The 17,183-nt window shown below is 34.0% G+C and carries 18 protein-coding genes and 1 pseudogene; 14 read left to right on the top strand and 5 right to left on the bottom strand.

All coding sequences use genetic code 11. The features are described 5' to 3' along the window. Nucleotide 1 precedes the first annotated feature (1 nt). Nucleotides 2-1,309, bottom strand: coding sequence for a hemolysin family protein (locus tag JFT89_RS01195; RefSeq protein ID WP_002065010.1), 1,308 nt, complete (start codon nucleotides 1,307-1,309; stop codon nucleotides 2-4). A 211-nt stretch (nucleotides 1,310-1,520) separates the two neighbouring features. Next, complete coding sequence (locus JFT89_RS01190) at nucleotides 1,521-2,408, bottom strand: hypothetical protein (protein WP_002065013.1); 888 nt, start codon at nucleotides 2,406-2,408, stop codon at nucleotides 1,521-1,523. A gap of 348 nt (nucleotides 2,409-2,756) precedes the next feature. On the opposite strand from JFT89_RS01190, the gene JFT89_RS01185 reads away from it, so the two are divergent. From JFT89_RS01185 to JFT89_RS01160, 6 genes and pseudogenes are all read left to right on the top strand, one after another. Then, nucleotides 2,757-3,344: a TetR/AcrR family transcriptional regulator gene (locus JFT89_RS01185; protein ID WP_016094213.1), complete on the top strand. Its 588-nt coding sequence runs from the start codon at nucleotides 2,757-2,759 to the stop codon at nucleotides 3,342-3,344. 8 nt (nucleotides 3,345-3,352) lie between these two features. Continuing rightward, the gene (locus JFT89_RS01180; protein WP_016094212.1) at nucleotides 3,353-3,997 is read left to right on the top strand and encodes an HXXEE domain-containing protein; all 645 of its coding nucleotides are present in this window, start codon (nucleotides 3,353-3,355) and stop codon (nucleotides 3,995-3,997) included. A 176-nt stretch (nucleotides 3,998-4,173) separates the two neighbouring features. Next, a pseudogene (gene cbpA, locus JFT89_RS01175) lies at nucleotides 4,174-4,820 on the top strand (cyclic di-AMP binding protein CbpA). A 443-nt stretch (nucleotides 4,821-5,263) separates the two neighbouring features. Further along, the gene (gene brnQ4 / locus JFT89_RS01170; RefSeq protein WP_483862142.1) at nucleotides 5,264-6,601 is read left to right on the top strand and encodes a branched-chain amino acid transport system II carrier protein BrnQ4; all 1,338 of its coding nucleotides are present in this window, start codon (nucleotides 5,264-5,266) and stop codon (nucleotides 6,599-6,601) included. 66 nt (nucleotides 6,602-6,667) lie between these two features. After that, nucleotides 6,668-6,997 carry a chaperone CsaA gene (csaA, locus tag JFT89_RS01165; RefSeq protein WP_002200758.1) on the top strand — a complete coding sequence of 110 codons (330 nt, stop codon included), beginning with the start codon at nucleotides 6,668-6,670 and terminating at the stop codon, nucleotides 6,995-6,997. Next, the gene (locus tag JFT89_RS01160; protein ID WP_201039379.1) at nucleotides 6,978-7,544 is read left to right on the top strand and encodes a DUF1572 domain-containing protein; all 567 of its coding nucleotides are present in this window, start codon (nucleotides 6,978-6,980) and stop codon (nucleotides 7,542-7,544) included. The genes csaA and JFT89_RS01160 overlap by 20 nt, the downstream gene beginning before the upstream one ends. On the opposite strand, the gene JFT89_RS30070 is transcribed toward JFT89_RS01160, so the two are convergent. After that, nucleotides 7,517-7,822: a hypothetical protein gene (locus tag JFT89_RS30070; protein WP_016094208.1), complete on the bottom strand. Its 306-nt coding sequence runs from the start codon at nucleotides 7,820-7,822 to the stop codon at nucleotides 7,517-7,519. The genes JFT89_RS01160 and JFT89_RS30070 overlap by 28 nt on opposite strands. Nucleotides 7,823-7,826: 4 nt before the next feature. Then, nucleotides 7,827-8,132, bottom strand: a complete 306-nt coding sequence (locus JFT89_RS01155; RefSeq protein ID WP_016094207.1) for a hypothetical protein — start codon at nucleotides 8,130-8,132, stop codon at nucleotides 7,827-7,829. Between the two features lie 89 nt (nucleotides 8,133-8,221). Here JFT89_RS01155 and spoIIP (JFT89_RS01150) point away from each other — a divergent pair, with 89 nt between their 5' ends. The 5 genes from spoIIP (JFT89_RS01150) to JFT89_RS01130 all read left to right on the top strand — a co-directional run bounded on the left by spoIIP (JFT89_RS01150) (nucleotide 8,222) and on the right by JFT89_RS01130 (nucleotide 12,968). Beyond that, the gene (spoIIP, locus tag JFT89_RS01150; protein ID WP_016094206.1) at nucleotides 8,222-9,376 is read left to right on the top strand and encodes a stage II sporulation protein SpoIIP; all 1,155 of its coding nucleotides are present in this window, start codon (nucleotides 8,222-8,224) and stop codon (nucleotides 9,374-9,376) included. Nucleotides 9,377-9,585: 209 nt separating this feature from the next. Further along, the gene (locus JFT89_RS01145; protein WP_002065029.1) at nucleotides 9,586-10,083 is read left to right on the top strand and encodes a GNAT family N-acetyltransferase; all 498 of its coding nucleotides are present in this window, start codon (nucleotides 9,586-9,588) and stop codon (nucleotides 10,081-10,083) included. A gap of 11 nt (nucleotides 10,084-10,094) precedes the next feature. Then, nucleotides 10,095-10,835 (top strand): M15 family metallopeptidase, encoded by a 741-nt coding sequence (locus JFT89_RS01140; protein WP_201039378.1) that lies wholly within the window; start codon nucleotides 10,095-10,097, stop codon nucleotides 10,833-10,835. Nucleotides 10,836-10,858: 23 nt separating this feature from the next. Further along, nucleotides 10,859-11,305 (top strand): NUDIX hydrolase, encoded by a 447-nt coding sequence (locus tag JFT89_RS01135; RefSeq protein WP_002065031.1) that lies wholly within the window; start codon nucleotides 10,859-10,861, stop codon nucleotides 11,303-11,305. Nucleotides 11,306-11,492: 187 nt separating this feature from the next. After that, a complete protein-coding gene (locus tag JFT89_RS01130; RefSeq protein ID WP_201039377.1) occupies nucleotides 11,493-12,968 on the top strand; it encodes an amidase family protein in 1,476 nt (491 codons plus the stop codon). Between the two features lie 49 nt (nucleotides 12,969-13,017). Here JFT89_RS01130 and JFT89_RS01125 read toward each other — a convergent pair whose 3' ends face one another. After that, nucleotides 13,018-14,235 (bottom strand): MFS transporter, encoded by a 1,218-nt coding sequence (locus JFT89_RS01125; protein WP_201039376.1) that lies wholly within the window; start codon nucleotides 14,233-14,235, stop codon nucleotides 13,018-13,020. 281 nt (nucleotides 14,236-14,516) lie between these two features. Here JFT89_RS01125 and JFT89_RS01120 point away from each other — a divergent pair, with 281 nt between their 5' ends. The 3 genes from JFT89_RS01120 to spoIIP (JFT89_RS01110) all read left to right on the top strand — a co-directional run bounded on the left by JFT89_RS01120 (nucleotide 14,517) and on the right by spoIIP (JFT89_RS01110) (nucleotide 17,144). Further along, nucleotides 14,517-14,945, top strand: a complete 429-nt coding sequence (locus tag JFT89_RS01120; protein ID WP_002012470.1) for an NfeD family protein — start codon at nucleotides 14,517-14,519, stop codon at nucleotides 14,943-14,945. Nucleotides 14,946-14,947: 2 nt separating this feature from the next. Continuing rightward, nucleotides 14,948-15,919, top strand: a complete 972-nt coding sequence (locus JFT89_RS01115) for an SPFH domain-containing protein (RefSeq protein ID WP_002012471.1) — start codon at nucleotides 14,948-14,950, stop codon at nucleotides 15,917-15,919. Nucleotides 15,920-16,010: 91 nt separating this feature from the next. Continuing rightward, a complete protein-coding gene (gene spoIIP / locus JFT89_RS01110; RefSeq protein ID WP_307838598.1) occupies nucleotides 16,011-17,144 on the top strand; it encodes a stage II sporulation protein P in 1,134 nt (377 codons plus the stop codon). The last annotated feature ends 39 nt before the right edge of the window (nucleotides 17,145-17,183 follow it).

The raw sequence follows: 17,183 nt of genomic DNA, 5'->3' as shown, positions 1-17,183 counted from the left end.
TTTATAACTCCTTTGTAGTATCTAATTTATGTACAGCAATTTTTTTAATTTGATGCCCATCAAGTTCTAATGCTTTAAATTGAAAACCATCATATTCAACTGAATAGCCAGCTTCAATATTTAAATCAATTGCTTGAGAGAGAAGCCAACCACCAATTGTATCTAAGTCACTTTCATCGATATGTAGGCCAAACATATCATTTACTTCAGAAATGAGTACTTTCCCATCTAAAACAGTAAGCTTAGGAGTACGCTTTTCAATCATCGGTGATTCGTCTGCGTCAAATTCATCTTGAATTTCGCCGATAATTTCTTCAAGAATATCCTCCATCGTTAAAAGGCCAGCAGTTCCACCGTATTCATCCATAACAATCGCCATTTGTACGCGGTTCTTTTGGAGGTGTATTAACGTTTTACGAATGGGAACTGTTTCAAATACAGTTAAAACAGGATGTATGTAGGCATCAAGTGGTTTGTAAATGCCTTTTGTTTGATTATGAAAAATCTCTTTCGTATTTATCATTCCGATAATATCATCTTTATCCTTTTCAATAATAGGATAACGTGTATACTTTTCAGTTGCAACGATTTTCATATTTTCTTCTAACGTATTTTCAGTGGATAAACAAACCATTTCAGTTCTAGGTACCATAATTTCTTTAGCAACACGATCATCAAATTCAAAAATATTATTTACATATTTATATTCGGTTTGATTAATTTCGCCGCTTTTATAGCTTTCACCTAAAATGAGTCGTAATTCTTCTTCAGAATGAGCAAGTTCATTTTCTTTCGCAGGCTCTAAACCGAATAATTTTGTGAAAAATATAGCTGCACTATTGAGAAGCCAAATGAACGGATACATAATTTTATCAAATAAAATAAGTGGTTTTGCAAATTTTAATGTGATTGCCTCTGCTTTTTGGATTGCGAAAGATTTAGGAACTAACTCTCCTAATACAACATGGAAAAAAGTAATTACACTAAAAGCAATAATAAAGGATAGGGTGTTAGCCATTGTTCCAGTAATATTGATTCTTTCAAATAGTGGTCGTAATAAATGCTCTACAGTTGGTTCACCAAGCCAACCAAGCCCTAAAGAAGTGATAGTAATACCCAGCTGACAAGCAGATAAATAAACATCTAAATTAGATAAGACGCTTCTTGCAGCTAATGCTTGTTTATTACCTTCATTAGCAAGCTGGTCAATTCGACTTTTTCGTACTTTTACGACAGCGAATTCTGAAGCAACGAAAAAACCAGAAATAAGGATAAGTATAAAGATGAGAAAAATATTTAATATGTCCAAGTGTGTTCTTTACTCCTAAGTTGGAATAAAGATGTCACCTCCTGCAATTATGTTATACTTTTATAATAAATCCAAATGAAAAGATTAGTCAAAGAAAATGGGTAAATAATGGTAGGTTTTAATAATAGTTTTTTTAATTTGCTGTTATTTTGTCCGCTATATAAAAGGAATAACCGTCTACTTTTAATTTAAAGTAGACGGTTATTCTACGTTATGGTTTTGAAATACTTCTTGTTAAAGTGTATGTTTGCTGTTTATTGTAGTTTGTTGTCCATAGTGTTTGGAGAAAAGATAATACGCTGTATGGGATGTAAAGAAGTAATAAACCAATTGCGACAACTATAGGTGCATTTCCACCAAATTGAACGATAAATTGTAAGAGTCCGTTTACGTGAAAAACACATTCCATAAAAACAAATGAAAGAATAATGGAACTTAGAATAGATTTATGATTGGAAGTAAGCGCCATAAATAACGTATCAACAAGGAAGGCTGAATTTTTTATTTCGTATTCATTTGTATTATTTAAGAAAGGAAGCCATTTTTTTATTGCTTGCAGAACGATTATCATGGAAGTACTACATACGATGATAAAAGAGGAGAAGAAAGGAACCTTCATGAATTCCGCGATGTAGAGTAGTAGTAATAGTACTGAACATTGTAATATCACAGTACCAAAAGAATATGGTATCCAGCGCAATAAGGAAGTGCACTTTCTTACTGATCTCGGTGCTTTTAAAAATAGATGACCGATCCCTAAACTAATAAAGAAACCGATTACAAGAGTGAATGTGAAACGAACGATTGATAAAAAATATATTTCCCATATGTAGGGGAATAGTGGTGACGAATGGCTAGAAGTATGTATCATATTTTGTGTATTTATAATCTGATTTGCTGAGAAAAGGATAGGTTCATGCATCCAATCGATTCTTGGAATTGAAATAGAAAAAAGTTGTGCAAAGTTATGGAAAATGCTAATAAATCCAGTTGTGTAAGAGTAATTATGTGTAATGAATAATGCTGGAATAGGACTTATGACAAAAATAATAAAAACACCAACTATAAATTTACATATATGTGAGCGCAATAAGGACATACAATCACCTACTCTTAGAATATTCAGAAAATTCTTATTCTTATTTTAGCTTTTTTCAGGGGAAGTTACAATATATTTTTCTTTACGTATTGGTATATGGATAGTTTTAAATTATTTTTAGAAATTTATTTTATGTGTGGGATATAAAGCAGGAGAGGGTATATAACAGCATCCATACAAAAAACGTGAACAGTTTAGCATTTTCACGTTTTTTGTATGGGATGAATGAAAAGAAATGTAGGTAAATGTCGAAAGGATTAAATTGATTTTTCAAATTGGAAAGTGATACCATAAAATTAAACAATGTTTAAATCATTGTTTAATCGATAAATTCTAGAGGGGAGATAAATTGGGGGAAATGAAAACATATCAACGAAAGAAAAGATTTTAAATACAACCTTGGAGTTAATTAAAAACGAAGGTTTTGAAAGGGTAACGATAAGGAAAATTGCATCATTGTCAGATGTAAATATTGCGCTTGTAAATTACCATTTTGGTTCAAAAGAAAAGTTGATTAGTGAGGCGATTAAAGTTTTGTTAATTAGCTTCCAAGGCACTTTTTCTATTTTAGATGATATTACAGTGCCAGCGAAAGAAAGGTTAAAAATATTTTTATTTGATTATGTACTAGTAATTCGGCAATATCCTGAGTTAGTCAGGAAGATTATTGCAATGGGAACTACGGTATTTACATCTCAATACGAATATGGAGATTTTTTGAAGAGGCTAGGTTTTAGTAAAGTGAAGAATATTTTGAGCGAAATAACAAATGAAGCGGATCAGGAAATTTTAATGATGATGACAGTGCAAATATTTGGATCCATTTTTCTTCCAGCATTAATGATGCCAATTCTTGAATCAGGGGCAGATATAAGAGTACTGCCTGTAGAAAAACAGATTGATTTCCTATTTGAACGCTATTTTTATAAAAATTGAGATAGTGGGTGATAGAGATGATTAGTTTTATTAGAAAGCATTGGTGTGATGTAGGGTTAGTTGTGGCTATTGTTGTCGTTGTTTGTTTAGTCGCGAATTTGGGAGAAATAAGTGAAATAAAAGTACTGTTAGCGTTAAGTTTTGTGGCCATTTTAGTGCATCAATTTGAAGAGTATCGTTGGCCAGGTTATTTCGCTGGTCTGTTTAATGTAGTTATATTTAAAAGTGATATACCAGATCGCTATCCATTAAATACGCAATCTGCTATGGTAATAAATATTTTGATTGCATATGTTTTTTATTTACTTCCGGTTTTCTTTCAAAATATAATATGGCTTGGGATGGCACCTATTTTAATGGGATTTTTTCAATTCATATGGCATGGTATTTTTGCGAATATAAAAGCTAAAACAATATACAATCCGGGATTAGGTGCGGTTGTATTACTACATGTTCCGATTGGTTATGCATATATGAGATATGTTCTTTTACACAATCTAGCTACAAATTTGGATTGGATATTAGGGCTGATCTATTTTCTAGTAGCTACCTATTTTTTAATTATAAAAGGAAATATGTTAATGAAAAGTAAGGAGACAAATCATTATTTTTCTAAAAAGCAATTAGGTCCGTACAATGATGCATTAAAGTGATCCAGAATTCAGAAGGGATTTTTGATGCTGAAGAGAGTACAAGTGTATGATTAATGAATAAATTATGACGGAAAAAAGAATAATTTTCAGAAAAATAAAATAATATATTTATTTTTTTCTGAAAATATAATATAGTTATGGCACAGAAAGTATTTTAGCATAAGGAGGCTTTTTTTATGAGGATTAAAGGGAATTATGTGCCAAAGAGGGAAGTTTTGTTTTGCTCAAGTTCAATTACGGTAGGGGAAACGCTGGAGCATTTAAATAAGACGGGGTATCGTTGTGTACCAGTTTTAGATGAAAAAAAGAGAAGTTTTTAGGGAATGTATACAAAGTAGATATTTTAGAATATAAAGGTTCACTTGAAGATAATGTATTACAATTATTGAACGATAAGAATGGGTATGTGAGAGAAGACTCTTCCTTCTTTAAAGTATTTTTTACAATTAAAAAACTACCGTATTTATCAGTAGTTGATGAAAAAGGGGTCTTCCTTGGTATTTTAACTCATAAAAAAGTTTTTGAACTATTAGAAGATGCATGGGGAGTCCATTCTAGTAAATATTCTGTCATGATTGGAACACAAGATTATAATGGGGCCATTCAAAAATTATCGACAGTGCTAAAGAAATACACTGGTATTCAAAGCTTAATGACTTTTGATAATGATGCTTTATTAGTACGTAGAATTATGTTTACATTGGGAGAAGAGTTTGAAGATAGTGAATTAGAAACATTGCTAAAGGATTTAGAAGATCATGGATTTAGAGTTGTGTATGTTGAAGAGATGAATAATCCACGTGAAGTTGAAACGATAGAGTAACAAGTAAAAGCCATCTTATTTTTTGATGGCTTTTACTTTCTTTCGCATAAAAATATTCAAATATAATAAAATGTAAAAATCGTAAATTTCTAAAAAAATTTGTGTAATAGAATAAATAAAGGAGGTATGCGTGGATAATTTTGATTTTCAAAAAATTCTATTTAAAAATATGTTTTTATTTTTCAGCCAAATATGTTACTATATGTGTGATAAAAACAAAGAGGTCTGACAACTAAACTCCACGTCATAACACTCTAATGTCTTAAATTTTCGAAAAAATCAAAATTTATTATTTAGAGTAATTAAAAGGGGAATGGAGAAATTATGGAGAAGGACATTGCTTTGTAAGGGGCATACTTTATGATTATGAACGGAGAGGAGGATGCATAGCATATTGTGAGAATAGAGAAAAACAATGAAAAAGTGCTATGCAAATGAAAGAGATGAAGGGACGATTAAGGCCAGGTGATACGCTAGCAATCGGTTTAATGTTATTTGCATTATTTTTAGGAGCAGGAAATTTAATTTTTCCACCAGTTTTAGGTCAACAAGCAGGAGAAAATGTTTGGATTGCTACAATTGGATTCCTTGTAACGGGAGTCGGACTTCCCCTATTAGCTGTCACAGCTGTCGCGTTTGTAGAGGGGGACTTGAAAGCGCTATCTTCTAGAGTTCACCCTATATTTGCGTTTATTTTTCCACTAGTTAGTTATTTAGCAATTGGACCATTCTTTGCGATCCCGCGTACTGGAGCTGTTTCGTTTGAAATGGGAATGAAGCCGTTTTTATCAGAAGCAATGGTTTCAGAATGGTACATGCTGTTCCTTTACACTATAGTTTTCTTCGGAGTAACGTGGTATTTATCATTAAATCCATCTAAATTAGTTGATTGGTTTGGAAAGTTCCTTACACCGTTGTTAGTATTAATAGTTGCTGTTATTGTCGGAAAGGCAATTATTGATCCGATTGGAACACCGGCTGCACCACTCGCTGCTTATAAAGAAAATGCTTTCTTTGGTGGGTTTATTCAAGGGTATTTAACGATGGATGCAATTAGTGCTCTTGTGTTTGGAATTGTTGTTGTACAAGTTATTCGCTCAAAAGGAATAAAAGAGAGCGGACAAATCGCAAAAATAACAGTCGTATCAGGAGTAATTGCTGTAATAGGTTTAACGTTAATATATTTATCACTTGCTTATCTAGGTTCAACGAGTACATCACTTGGTGTTTCAGAGAACGGTGGTCTTATTTTAACGAATGTTGTAAATGAGTTGTATGGAACGAGTGGGAAAATTTTATTAGGACTTGTTATTACACTTGCTTGTTTAACGACTTCGGTTGGATTAGCATCTGCCTGTGCAGGGTTCTTTTCAAACTTATTCCCGAAATTTTCACATAAAACAATTGTAACAATAGTATGTGTATTTAGTTTAATTGTATCTAACTTAGGATTGACACAATTAATCGCAGTAACTTTACCAGTGTTAATGATCATTTATCCAGTTGCAATTGTATTAATTGTACTTTCGTATTTCCATAAATGGATTGGAAAGCGTAATACAATTTATATTGGTGCAATATTAGGTGCATTGTCGATTAGTTTATTTAATGGCTTAGAAAGTGCGAACATAAAAATTGACGCAATTTCAAATGTACTACAAATATTACCATTATATAAAGAAGGAATAGGATGGTTAATCCCAGCATGTGTTGGCGGGGTTCTCGGTTTCTTCTTCTATAAATCAAATGAATCAAGTGAGTTACAAAAGAAAGGTGCCTAGGCGCCTTTCTTTTTTTAAAGGGGATTTTTATGTTTCGTCTAAGTAATAATTGGGAGGATTGATAAAATGGCTAGTTTTGAAGATTTTTTAACTTTGGATTTGCGTATTGGGACGGTAAGAAAGGCGGAGGAATTTAAAGAAGCAAGGATTCCTGCAATTAAGTTAGAGATTGATTTTGGAGAGTTAGGGGTTAAGCAATCAAGTGCTCAAATTACGAAAAGATACAATCCAGAAGATTTAATCGGTCAACAAGTCGTTGCTATAGTGAATTTCCCGCCAAAGCGTGTGGCAGGATTTAAATCGGAAGTACTTGTACTTGGCGGAGTTCCTGAAGCTGACGATGTTGTTTTACTTCAGCCTAATATGGAACTACCGAATGGAACGAAAATTAGTTAGTGTGAAGGTGGGTGTTAATTTGGATATTGGACGAGAGTATTTACAATGTGCAATTTCGAATTTCAAAGCAACACAAAACCAAGGAGAACGAGTACTTTCTCAATTATCTTATGAACAGATAATGTGGTCTTCTCATGAGGAGACAAATAGTATTGCGATTATTATTAAGCATTTACATGGTAATATGCGTTCAAGATGGACAGATTTTTTAACGTCCGATGGTGAAAAAACAGATCGTAATCGAGATGGTGAATTTGAAGGCGGCTACAATTCAAAACAAGAAGCTCTCGCTGCGTGGCAAGAAGGGTGGGAACATGTTTTTAAAACGATGAATACTATAACGCCAGAACACCTATTGAAGACAGTATACATTCGCGGAGAAGCACACACTGTAATGCAAGCGATCGAAAGGCAAATTTCTCATTATGCTTTACATATTGGTCAAATTATCTACATTGGTAAAATGTTAAAAGAAAATGAATGGGAGTGTTTAAGCATTCCTAGAGGTCAGTCTACTAGTTATTTAGAGAAAAAACGTTCAACGTAATAATAGGAAAAAAAACGATGTAAAATAGGAAGCAAAAAAATAAGCCAAACGATAGATGGCTCCGTGAACATTAGAATGCTACCAGCAATAAGCCCGTATATATTAAGAAGAAAACCAAAAAGTGTATTTATAGGAATAAAACGTGAGACAAATAATTGCTGATTTTTGAAACAAGTGTTGTGAAATAAATAAAAGCGAAAATGCCATGTAGAGGTAATAAGATCTTTCTTTCTCGCTATTCTTTTTTTACATTTATGACAAATGAATGGTGGCTGCATTTCGTTACGCTCCATTTTTTATATTCATTAGTTTCATAATAATGTGAGACAAAATTAAGTACAAAGTGTATATACCTATATATGCTCCTGCAAGTAGAAAAAGTGGATTTAGTAAAATTCCATGAATGCTTGTCATGAAAACTAAATTTTGTATTAAAACATCATATATATTAATAGAAATAATTGTCCCGAGTACATACAGTGCTAAGTATGCGGAAATATGTAGCGCAATACGAATTTTAGGATGTAAAGCAAACAAATAAAAAATAAATGATAAGACGATTGGTAATGTTCCTATTAGTAGCTTCAATTCATTTCACCTCATTAACAATATAGCCGGAATTTAAGCGGTCTATTCTCTAGAGCTTGTACATAACTTGAAATAGAGAGGGTGATAGTATGAATCGAGGCTTTTTTTACGTGAAATTAACAAGTGTACGCAAGTTAATTTTATTTGTTATTACTACGGTATTGGCGACTTTTTTTCTTATTAGTATGATGGTTACTTCTATGAAAGAGACGAAGTCAACGTATTTATATAATTGGTTAAATGAGTTATCAATGAATGGTTACATGTACGTTATTGGGAAAGAGAATCATTATTTTACACAGGAGTACCGGAATTTGAATCAAGACTTTTCTATTTCTTCATTCCTTTTTTCGATGGCTACGAATATTCGTTTTGATGATGTACGTAGTTTTGTCGGGAAAGAACTTCCGGGATTTGGGAAATATGATACAGAAATCGTTATAGCAGGTGAAGGGACAAATTACTCCAATTTACCGATAGAGTCGAGCGTTCCTCTTGAAGAAGTAGTGAAGGAACGGACTGGAGAAACTGGACAAGTTCCTAAGTCTGATCTGAATAAAGAGAAGAAACAGCCAGCTCAAACGACGGGAAAAAGACAAGTTGCATTTATTTATCATACACATAGCTGGGAATCTTATTTGCCATTACTGAACTTAACGAATGACCCAGATCCGAATAAAGCAACGAGTTCTGTAACGAATATTTCAATAGCTGGAGATCGTTTTCGGGAACAACTGGAAAGTGAAGGTATAGGTGCTACTAACGATAAGACTGATGTCGGCCAAAAGTTAATAAGTAAAGGATTAAACAGTAATAGTTCTTATAAAATGTCCCGAGAAATTGTACAACAAGCGATGACTGGAAATAAAGAACTCCAATACTTTTTTGATTTGCACCGTGATAGTGCGCGCAAAAACGTCACGACAAAGACAATTGGGGATAAATCATATGCGAAGCTTGCTTTTGTAATTGGGAAAGGTAACAAAAACTATGAAAAAAACTTACAATTAGCAACGGCTTTACATGAGACAATTAGTAAAAAATATCCGGGAGTAAGCCGAGGTGTTATTCAAAAAGGCTTCCAAACAGGGAATGGTGTTTATAATCAAGACTTATCAGGACAGGCGATTTTAATTGAAGTTGGTGGCGTAGATAATACAGATGAAGAATTGAATCGATCAATTGATGCTCTTGCTAAAGCATTTGGAGAATATTTTTGGCAAGCTGAAAAAGTGAATGGATAAACGTAAGTGAGAAGCTTATGTTTATTTTTTTTGAGCATAAGTTATGGTCAATAAGACATGTCACAGTATAGACATAATTTCCTATCATTATAGCAATATCGAAATTTGTCTATTTATAGTAAGGAATTTAAAAAGGAATTTTCGGAATAGTGGAGAAAATCTTTTTACAAGGAAAATTTTTAACTAACAAAATGGATAGGGTGATCAAGGTGATTCGGGAGATTAGAGCAGAAGATGCAGCACTATTTTTACAATTAAGTAAGCAATTAGACGAAGAAACGAAATTTATGTTATACGAACCAGGAGAAAGAAAAACTACAGTAGAGCAACAAGAAAAGATGGTCCATCGTTTTATAGAAAATGAATATGCGACAATATTTGTAGCAGTTGAAGAAGATAGAATAGTAGGGTTTATTTTAGTTAACGGAAATAATATTCAAAGAAAGAGACATGTGGCAGGCATTGTAATTGGTATTTTGCAAGAGTATAGTGGCCGAGGTATTGGAACGAGTTTGTTTAAAGAAGTAGAGAAGTGGGCAAGATTACATGATGTATGGCGTTTAGAATTAACGGTAATGGCCCACAATACAAGAGCTCAGGCACTATATAGCAAAATTGGATTTGAACAAGAAGGTGTCAAAAAATCTGCTCTTATCATCGATGGAAAAGGTATCGATGAGTATGAAATGGCCAAATTATTAAAATAAGAGGTCGTTATATGAAAAAAAGATGGGCACTACTTGGTATCGTAGCAATGATACTGATTGTTGGAGTAGCAGGAATAAATTATAAGATGTATAAGGAGCAAGAGGCGAAGGAAGTAAATGTAAACAATATATTCCCAAAAGCAAAAGAAACGATTGCTAATATGGATGGGGATATCGCAGTCATTAGTAATCCAAATTCGATGCTTGTACTTGTGAATAAAAATAGGCGTTTACCAGATGGGTATAGACCGCCAGATTTAGTTATTCCGAAAGTACGTTACTCTAGTGAAGGTGATCAAGAGAAGAAAAAGATGAGGAAAGAGGCAGCGGTGGCACTTGAGGAAATGTTTCAGCAAGCCGATAATGAGCGGATTTTCCTTTTTGCAGTCTCTGGATTTAGATCTTTTGATCGACAAAAAGCATTAAATACAATGTATAAAAGACAAGATGGAGAAGCAAAGACAGCGATGTCTAGTGCAGTCCCTGGTACGAGTGAACATCAAACAGGACTAGCTATGGATATTACATCTCAATCTGCTAAATTTCAGCTAGAAACTGTTTTTGGGGAGACGAAAGAAGGAAAGTGGCTTTCTGAAAATGCCCATAAGTTTGGTTTTGTTATTAGATATACGAAAGAGAAAGAAGGGATTACCGGTTATCGTTATGAACCGTGGCATGTACGGTATGTTGGGAATCCGCAAGCTACATATTTATATGAAAACCAACTGACGATTGAAGAAGTAACGCAGTAATGAATTGAGGGGAGAGGGATAAGATGACGATGTTATATAAGAAAAAGGTACATGCATATATTACGAGAGAAAAAGAAGGGGTTATGCAACTACTCGTTTTTAAACATCGTGATATACGAGAGGCTGGTATCCAAGTGCCAGGTGGGACAGTAGATGAAGGCGAAACGTTAGAGGCAGCAATTTTACGTGAAGTACAAGAAGAGTCAGGACTACGCCATTTTTGTATCGAGCGCTTCCTTTCTGATTACATTATTTATATGAAAGAAAAAAAGGAATATCAAAAACGTCATTTTTTCCACATTTCATTATTAACAGATGTGAAAGATACGTGGGAACATATAGTAAGTGCTGGTGAGGAAGACAAAGGTTTAGTATTTTATTATGAGTGGGTTGATATTAACAAATGCCCTGAATTAGCAGGTAAACAAGGCGAGTTTTTACATTTGTTAGAAGAGGTATATGTAAAATAATAAAAAGGGTCTGAGGCGATATTATATTCGTTTCAGACTCTTTTTATTTCTCTGGAAATTAAAGGTTTTTAAACTGGTGAGTTGAATTCCTGTATAGGGATAGTAGTTGTTAATACAAGGAGCGGAGAAAATGAAAAAGTAATAGACATACGTCATATATAAAAGGGCTTATAAAAGGAGAATGAAAATGGAAATTCAGTTCAATACACTACTGCAAAAAGAATTAACAATTCATGATATTCAAAAGGAAATGGAAGCTGGGAAGTTAACTTCAAAAGAACTAGTCATGTATTATCTTCATAGAATCGCAAAGTATGACCAAGATGGACCAAAAATCAATTCTATTTTAGAAATCAATCCGGATGCTATCTTTATTGCAGAAGCGCTAGATCATGAAAGAAAGACAAAAGGTGTAAGAGGCCTATTACATGGTATACCTGTTTTACTTAAGGATAATATTGAAACGAATGACTCAATGCATACAAGTGCAGGTACGATTGCCCTGGAACAAAATATAAGTAGTGAAGATGCATTTCTCGTAAAAAAACTGCGAGAAGCAGGAGCGGTGATAATAGGAAAAGCAAATATGACAGAGTTAGCAAATGCAATGTCTTTTGAAATGTGGGCTGGATATAGCGCTAGAGGTGGTCAAACAATTAATCCTTACGGTACAGGAGAGGATGATATGTTCGTTGGTGGCTCAAGTACAGGGTCTGCTATAGCAGTTGCCGCTAACTTTACTGTATTATCCGTTGGAACAGAGACAGATGCTTCTATTTTGAGCCCAGCTGTTCAAAACTCGGTTGTAGGTATTAAGCCGACTGTTGGGTTAATTAGTCGTAGTGGAATTATTCCTTTTACTTATTCACAAGATACAGCTGGGCCATTTGCTAGAACGGTAACAGATGCTGCTATTTTACTAGGGAGTCTAACTGGGGTGGATGAGAAGGATGTAGCTACTCATAAAAGTGAAGGAATGGCATATCAAGATTATACGCCTTATCTCGATGCTAATGGTTTAAAGGGAGCGAAGATTGGTGTTTATAGCAATGCTCCAAAAGATTATTACGAAAATGGTGAGTACGATGAAAAATTGTTTGAGGAAACGATCCAAGTATTACGTAGTGAGGGAGCGACAGTAGTAGAAGATATTGATATTCCGTCTTTTCATAGGGAATGGAGTTGGGGAGTTCCACTTTATGAGCTGAAGCACAGCTTGGATAACTATCTTTCTAAATTACCTTCTACTATTCCAGTGCATTCTATTTCGGAGTTAATGGAGTTTAATAAAAACATAGCAGAAAGAGCTTTGAAATATGGACAAACTAAGTTAGAAAGAAGAAAAGATTTTCCTAATACGTTAAGAAATCCAGAATATTTAAACGCAAGATTAGAAGATATATATTTTTCGCAAAAACAAGGTATTGATTTTGCGTTGGAAAAATATAATCTTGATGCGATACTGTTCCCCTCCTATATAGGCTCTACTATATGTGCGAAAGCAGGTTATCCGTCTATAGCAATACCTGCGGGATATATGGAAAGCGGGAGACCTTTTGGAATTACGATTGCAAGTACTGCTTTTAGTGAAGGAATATTAATTAAACTAGCATACGCTTTTGAACAAGCGACAAAACATAGGAAGATTCCCAACTTGTCATGAATAGAATAAACAAAGAGGACAGGAATTCCTGTCCTTTTTGTTTTATTGATTAAAGTGAAATATCTTTCTGCTCCGTCTTATGATATTTTAATAAGTTAAAGGATAAACAAGCAGAACATAAAATAAGAAAAGCGGCGATAATATAAATAGTACGAACGCCGAACATATCAGTAATAATTCCAACGCTAAGCATAGAAAGACCAGAAGCTGTCGAGAGAAGTGCACCATGAGCTGTATACATCTTCGACAATAAAGAAGGAGTGACGCTGGATTGTAAAACCGTCGTTTGAGAAATATCTCTAATTTGATAACATGGCCCCATTAGAACACAAAGAAATAGAGCAATAAATCCGCTACTTGTCATACCATATAAAAATGTAAGAATACTAAACATAAGAGAGCCTATCGCCATGGAGCGTATTAAATTTTTTTGAATATATGTACTCATTTTCCACGCTAATATCCCGCCAATTAATGTGCCGACGTAATAACTTGTGTTAATATATCCCCACCAATCTTCGCCTTTATGAAGAACAGTCGTTACATATGCCATCGTAATAGCACCGATCCATATCGTCCCTGCGAAAGTTTCAATTAAGTCCATAATTGTAACGATGCGCAGAGACGGGTGTTGAAATAACAGTTTCCATCCTTCTAATAATGCAGTAGTTTTCGAAGAAGTGGGTTCTGCTACTCGTTCAGCTTGTATAGATTGTAATGAAAGGTGTAATGTAATACATCCGAAAATCATCAATATGTTATTAATCATGAGTGTCGAAGTAACGCCAATGAGAAGAACAATTATGCTTGTAAATGAGTATGCAGCGGCTTGTATAATTTGTGTTGAAAAGGAAAAGACACTATTTACTTTTACTAATTTTTCTTGTGGTGTTAAGCGCGGGATAACGGCGTATAGTAGAGGAGCGCTCCAGCCACTACATAATGAAATGAAAATAACAAAAGTTAAAAGAGCAGAAATGTTTGTTGATAGTATAGGAAATAATATCATTAACAATATTAAAAGAGCTGTTTTAATCCATTGTAGAGTATATAGCAATGAATAAGATGGAAACCGATTCATTATAAGTGGTGCAGAGGTGTTCGCGATAAGATTTGTGATAACTTGTAATAATGGAAAAAGAGCAGTAATTGTAGCTGATCTAGTTGTGATATAGATGTGAGTTGTAATAATCATTATGTATACAATGTCAGCGAGAGTAATGCATATTTTGGAGCCCAAATAGTAAGTTAGTGAACGTTTAGGCAATAAGAATACCACCTTTCAAATCAATACTGCTTTTTAATTTTAATTTTAATTATTATAATCTGTAAGTTATATTTTTGAAAGAATTAAATTTTTTGTCATTTTTTGAAAGGGATTTTCGTGTATAATGAAGAATATATTAATATAGCATTTTATTAATGCTTGTTGTAACAGCGAATACATATAATAGCTTGTAGCAAACGCCCCCTCCATGAGAAAGGGCGGATAAACCATTCTTTTCTTCATATACATATAGAAAATGAGAAAGAAAGTGAGGGTTGCATATGGCTGGATGGGTGATTTGGTTTATAATAGCGGGTATTTTATTTATTGCAGAAATGTTGTCGATTACGTTTTACATGCTTTGGCTTGGAATTGGAGCTGTTGTCGGAGGTCTTATTGCTTTGTTTGCTCCTGATGCACTATTTTTACAAGTTGTTGTTGGGGCGATTGTAAGTTTAACATTGACTTTCTTTACGAAAAGAATTTCCAAAAACTTTCGAGAAGCAAAAGGTTTTACTGATACAGTAGATAAACTTGTTGGTAAAAAGGGAATTGTTATGCAAACGATTACAAGTGAAGTGAACGGTATTGTGAAAGTGGATGGAGATACTTGGACAGCTATTTCGGATACTCCTATTGATGCTGGAGAAAAAGTCGTTGTTATACAGAGGCATAGTACTATTTTACAAGTGAAAAAGGAGAGTGAATAAATATGGCAGTAGCATTAACGTTAACGATTATTTTCGCATTGATTGTCGTTGTATTTATTGCATTGACAATTAAAATTATTTCTCAGCAAAAAGTTGGGGTCGTTGAAAGGTTTGGTAAATTTCAACGGATTATGCACCCAGGATTAAATATTCTAATCCCAATTGTAGACCGCGTTCGTGTATATCACGATTTACGTATTCAACAAACGAATGTACCACCACAAAAGGTAATAACGAAAGATAATGTACAAGTAGAAATTGATACAATTATTTTCTATCAAATTGTTGAACCAGAGCTTGCGACATATGGTATTTCAAACTATGAATATGGTGTTCGTAATATTACATCTGCAACAATGCGTCAAATTATTGGTAAAATGGAGCTTGATGAAACATTATCAGGTCGTGAAAAAATTTCAACAGAAATTCGTTTAGCACTTGATGAAGCGACAGAAAAATGGGGCGTTCGTATTGAGCGTGTCGAAATAGTCGATATTAATCCACCAAAAGATGTGCAAGTATCAATGGAAAAACAAATGAAAGCAGAACGTAATAAACGTGCGATCATTTTAGAAGCTGAAGCAGCGAAACAAGATAAAGTCCTTCGTGCTGAAGGGGAAAAACAAAGTAAAATTTTAATGGCTGAAGGGGATAAAGAAGCGCGTATTCGTGAAGCGGAAGGTATACGAGAAGCGAAAGAATTAGAAGCGCAAGGGGAAGCGAGAGCGATTGAGGAAATTGCAAAAGCAGAACAAAACCGAATTGAATTACTTCGCGCAGCAGATTTAGATGAGCGCGTACTTGCTTATAAATCATTTGAATCATTGATTGAGGTTGCAAAAGGACCAGCGAATAAAGTCTTTATTCCGTCTAATGCAATTGAAACACTTGGTACTCTTGGGGCAATTGGGGAAATCTTTAAAGAGAAACAAACGAAGAAATTACCTTCGTCAGATACAGAAAAAGAACAATAAGAGTGAGGAAGAGAAATGGGATGCCATTTCTCTTTTTTTTGCGTATATTACGAAAGGCTTGTACATATCCATGTATAAAGAAGGTGATACAGTGAAGAAGTATGCAACCCGTATACATGGGAAGAAACTAATCTCGTTACTCTTTCTATATGCACTAGTCATAATTATTATTGCGTCGATTTTGACGTCGCTTTTACATACAATGAAATCGAATTACGCGAATCAATGGTTTGGAAAAGTATCGATGCAAGGTTTTGTTCAAATGCTAGAAAGTGAGAATCGCTATTACGGATTTGATTATTTTAAGCAGAATAAAAGGGAGTCATTTGGAAATTTAATGTTCTCGATTGCGACGGATTTGAAAATTAAAGATTTAAGAACGTTTGTCGGTAAAGAAGTGCCTGGTATGTCAAAGTATTACTCTAACATTATCGTAGCTGGGGAAGGGACAAACTTTACGAATATCCCAAATGAATCTAGTGTACCGATTGAAGAAGTAACGAAAGAGCGAGAAGTAGCAAAAGATAAAGTTACAGAAGCTGAAAAGAATAATCCGGTTCAGAAAAAGAACGGAGCGAAAAAAGGTGAAAGTGCAGTATATATTTATCATACACATAGCTGGGAATCTTTCTTTCCGTTATTACCAGGGGCTACCGATCCATCAAGTCCAGATGTAAATGTGTCCTTACTAGGGAAACGTATGAAAGAACAACTTGAAGGACAAGGAATTCCGGTAGTTCATGATAAAACGAATATGGGGGATTTATTAGCGAGTAAAAAATGGAAATGGCCGCAATCATATAAAGCGTCTCATGAATATGTAAAAGAAACATTAGCACAAAATAATAAAATTGCGTTTCCGATTGATATACACCGTGATGATCAGCGGAAGAAGGTAACAACAAAAGTAATTAACGGGAAATCGTATGCAAGATTATATTTTATAATTGGGATGGAAAATGAAGGGCGTGCTGAAAATGAAAAAATTGCAAGAGCAATCAATAGTTATTTAGATGAAAACTATTACGGATTAAGCAGAGGAATCTTTCCAAAGTATAAAAAAGATGGAAATGGTGTTTATAATCAAGATTTATCTAAAAATGCGATGTTAATTGAAGTTGGTGGTGTTGATAATACATTAGATGAATTATATAACACAATTGATGTGTTGACGGAAGCGTTTAGTAAATATTATTGGAACAATGCGGAGAAAGTGAATGGGTGAGGAACGGGAAACCGTTCCTTTTTGTTATGGAAAGGTAAG

It is taken from the genome of Bacillus sp. TH25 (genome assembly GCF_016650935.1).
GTDB lineage: Bacteria > Bacillota > Bacilli > Bacillales > Bacillaceae_G > Bacillus_A > Bacillus_A mycoides.
This window is presented reverse-complemented; position numbering and strand designations above follow the sequence as displayed.

Bases quoted from the DNA above. Each gene is read 5' to 3' on its own strand.
- JFT89_RS01190 (WP_002065013.1), bottom strand. From the start codon at position 2,408: ATGTCCTTATTGCGCTCACATATATGTAAATTTATAGTTGGTGTTTTT.
- brnQ4 (WP_483862142.1), top strand. From the start codon at position 5,264: ATGAAGGGACGATTAAGGCCAGGTGATACGCTAGCAATCGGTTTAATG.
- csaA (WP_002200758.1), top strand. From the start codon at position 6,668: ATGGCTAGTTTTGAAGATTTTTTAACTTTGGATTTGCGTATTGGGACG.
- JFT89_RS01160 (WP_201039379.1), top strand. From the start codon at position 6,978: ATGGAACGAAAATTAGTTAGTGTGAAGGTGGGTGTTAATTTGGATATT.
- JFT89_RS30070 (WP_016094208.1), bottom strand. From the start codon at position 7,822: ATGCAGCCACCATTCATTTGTCATAAATGTAAAAAAAGAATAGCGAGA.
- spoIIP (WP_016094206.1), top strand. From the start codon at position 8,222: ATGAATCGAGGCTTTTTTTACGTGAAATTAACAAGTGTACGCAAGTTA.
- JFT89_RS01140 (WP_201039378.1), top strand. From the start codon at position 10,095: ATGAAAAAAAGATGGGCACTACTTGGTATCGTAGCAATGATACTGATT.
- JFT89_RS01135 (WP_002065031.1), top strand. From the start codon at position 10,859: ATGACGATGTTATATAAGAAAAAGGTACATGCATATATTACGAGAGAA.
- JFT89_RS01130 (WP_201039377.1), top strand. From the start codon at position 11,493: ATGGAAATTCAGTTCAATACACTACTGCAAAAAGAATTAACAATTCAT.
- JFT89_RS01120 (WP_002012470.1), top strand. From the start codon at position 14,517: ATGGCTGGATGGGTGATTTGGTTTATAATAGCGGGTATTTTATTTATT.
- JFT89_RS01115 (WP_002012471.1), top strand. From the start codon at position 14,948: ATGGCAGTAGCATTAACGTTAACGATTATTTTCGCATTGATTGTCGTT.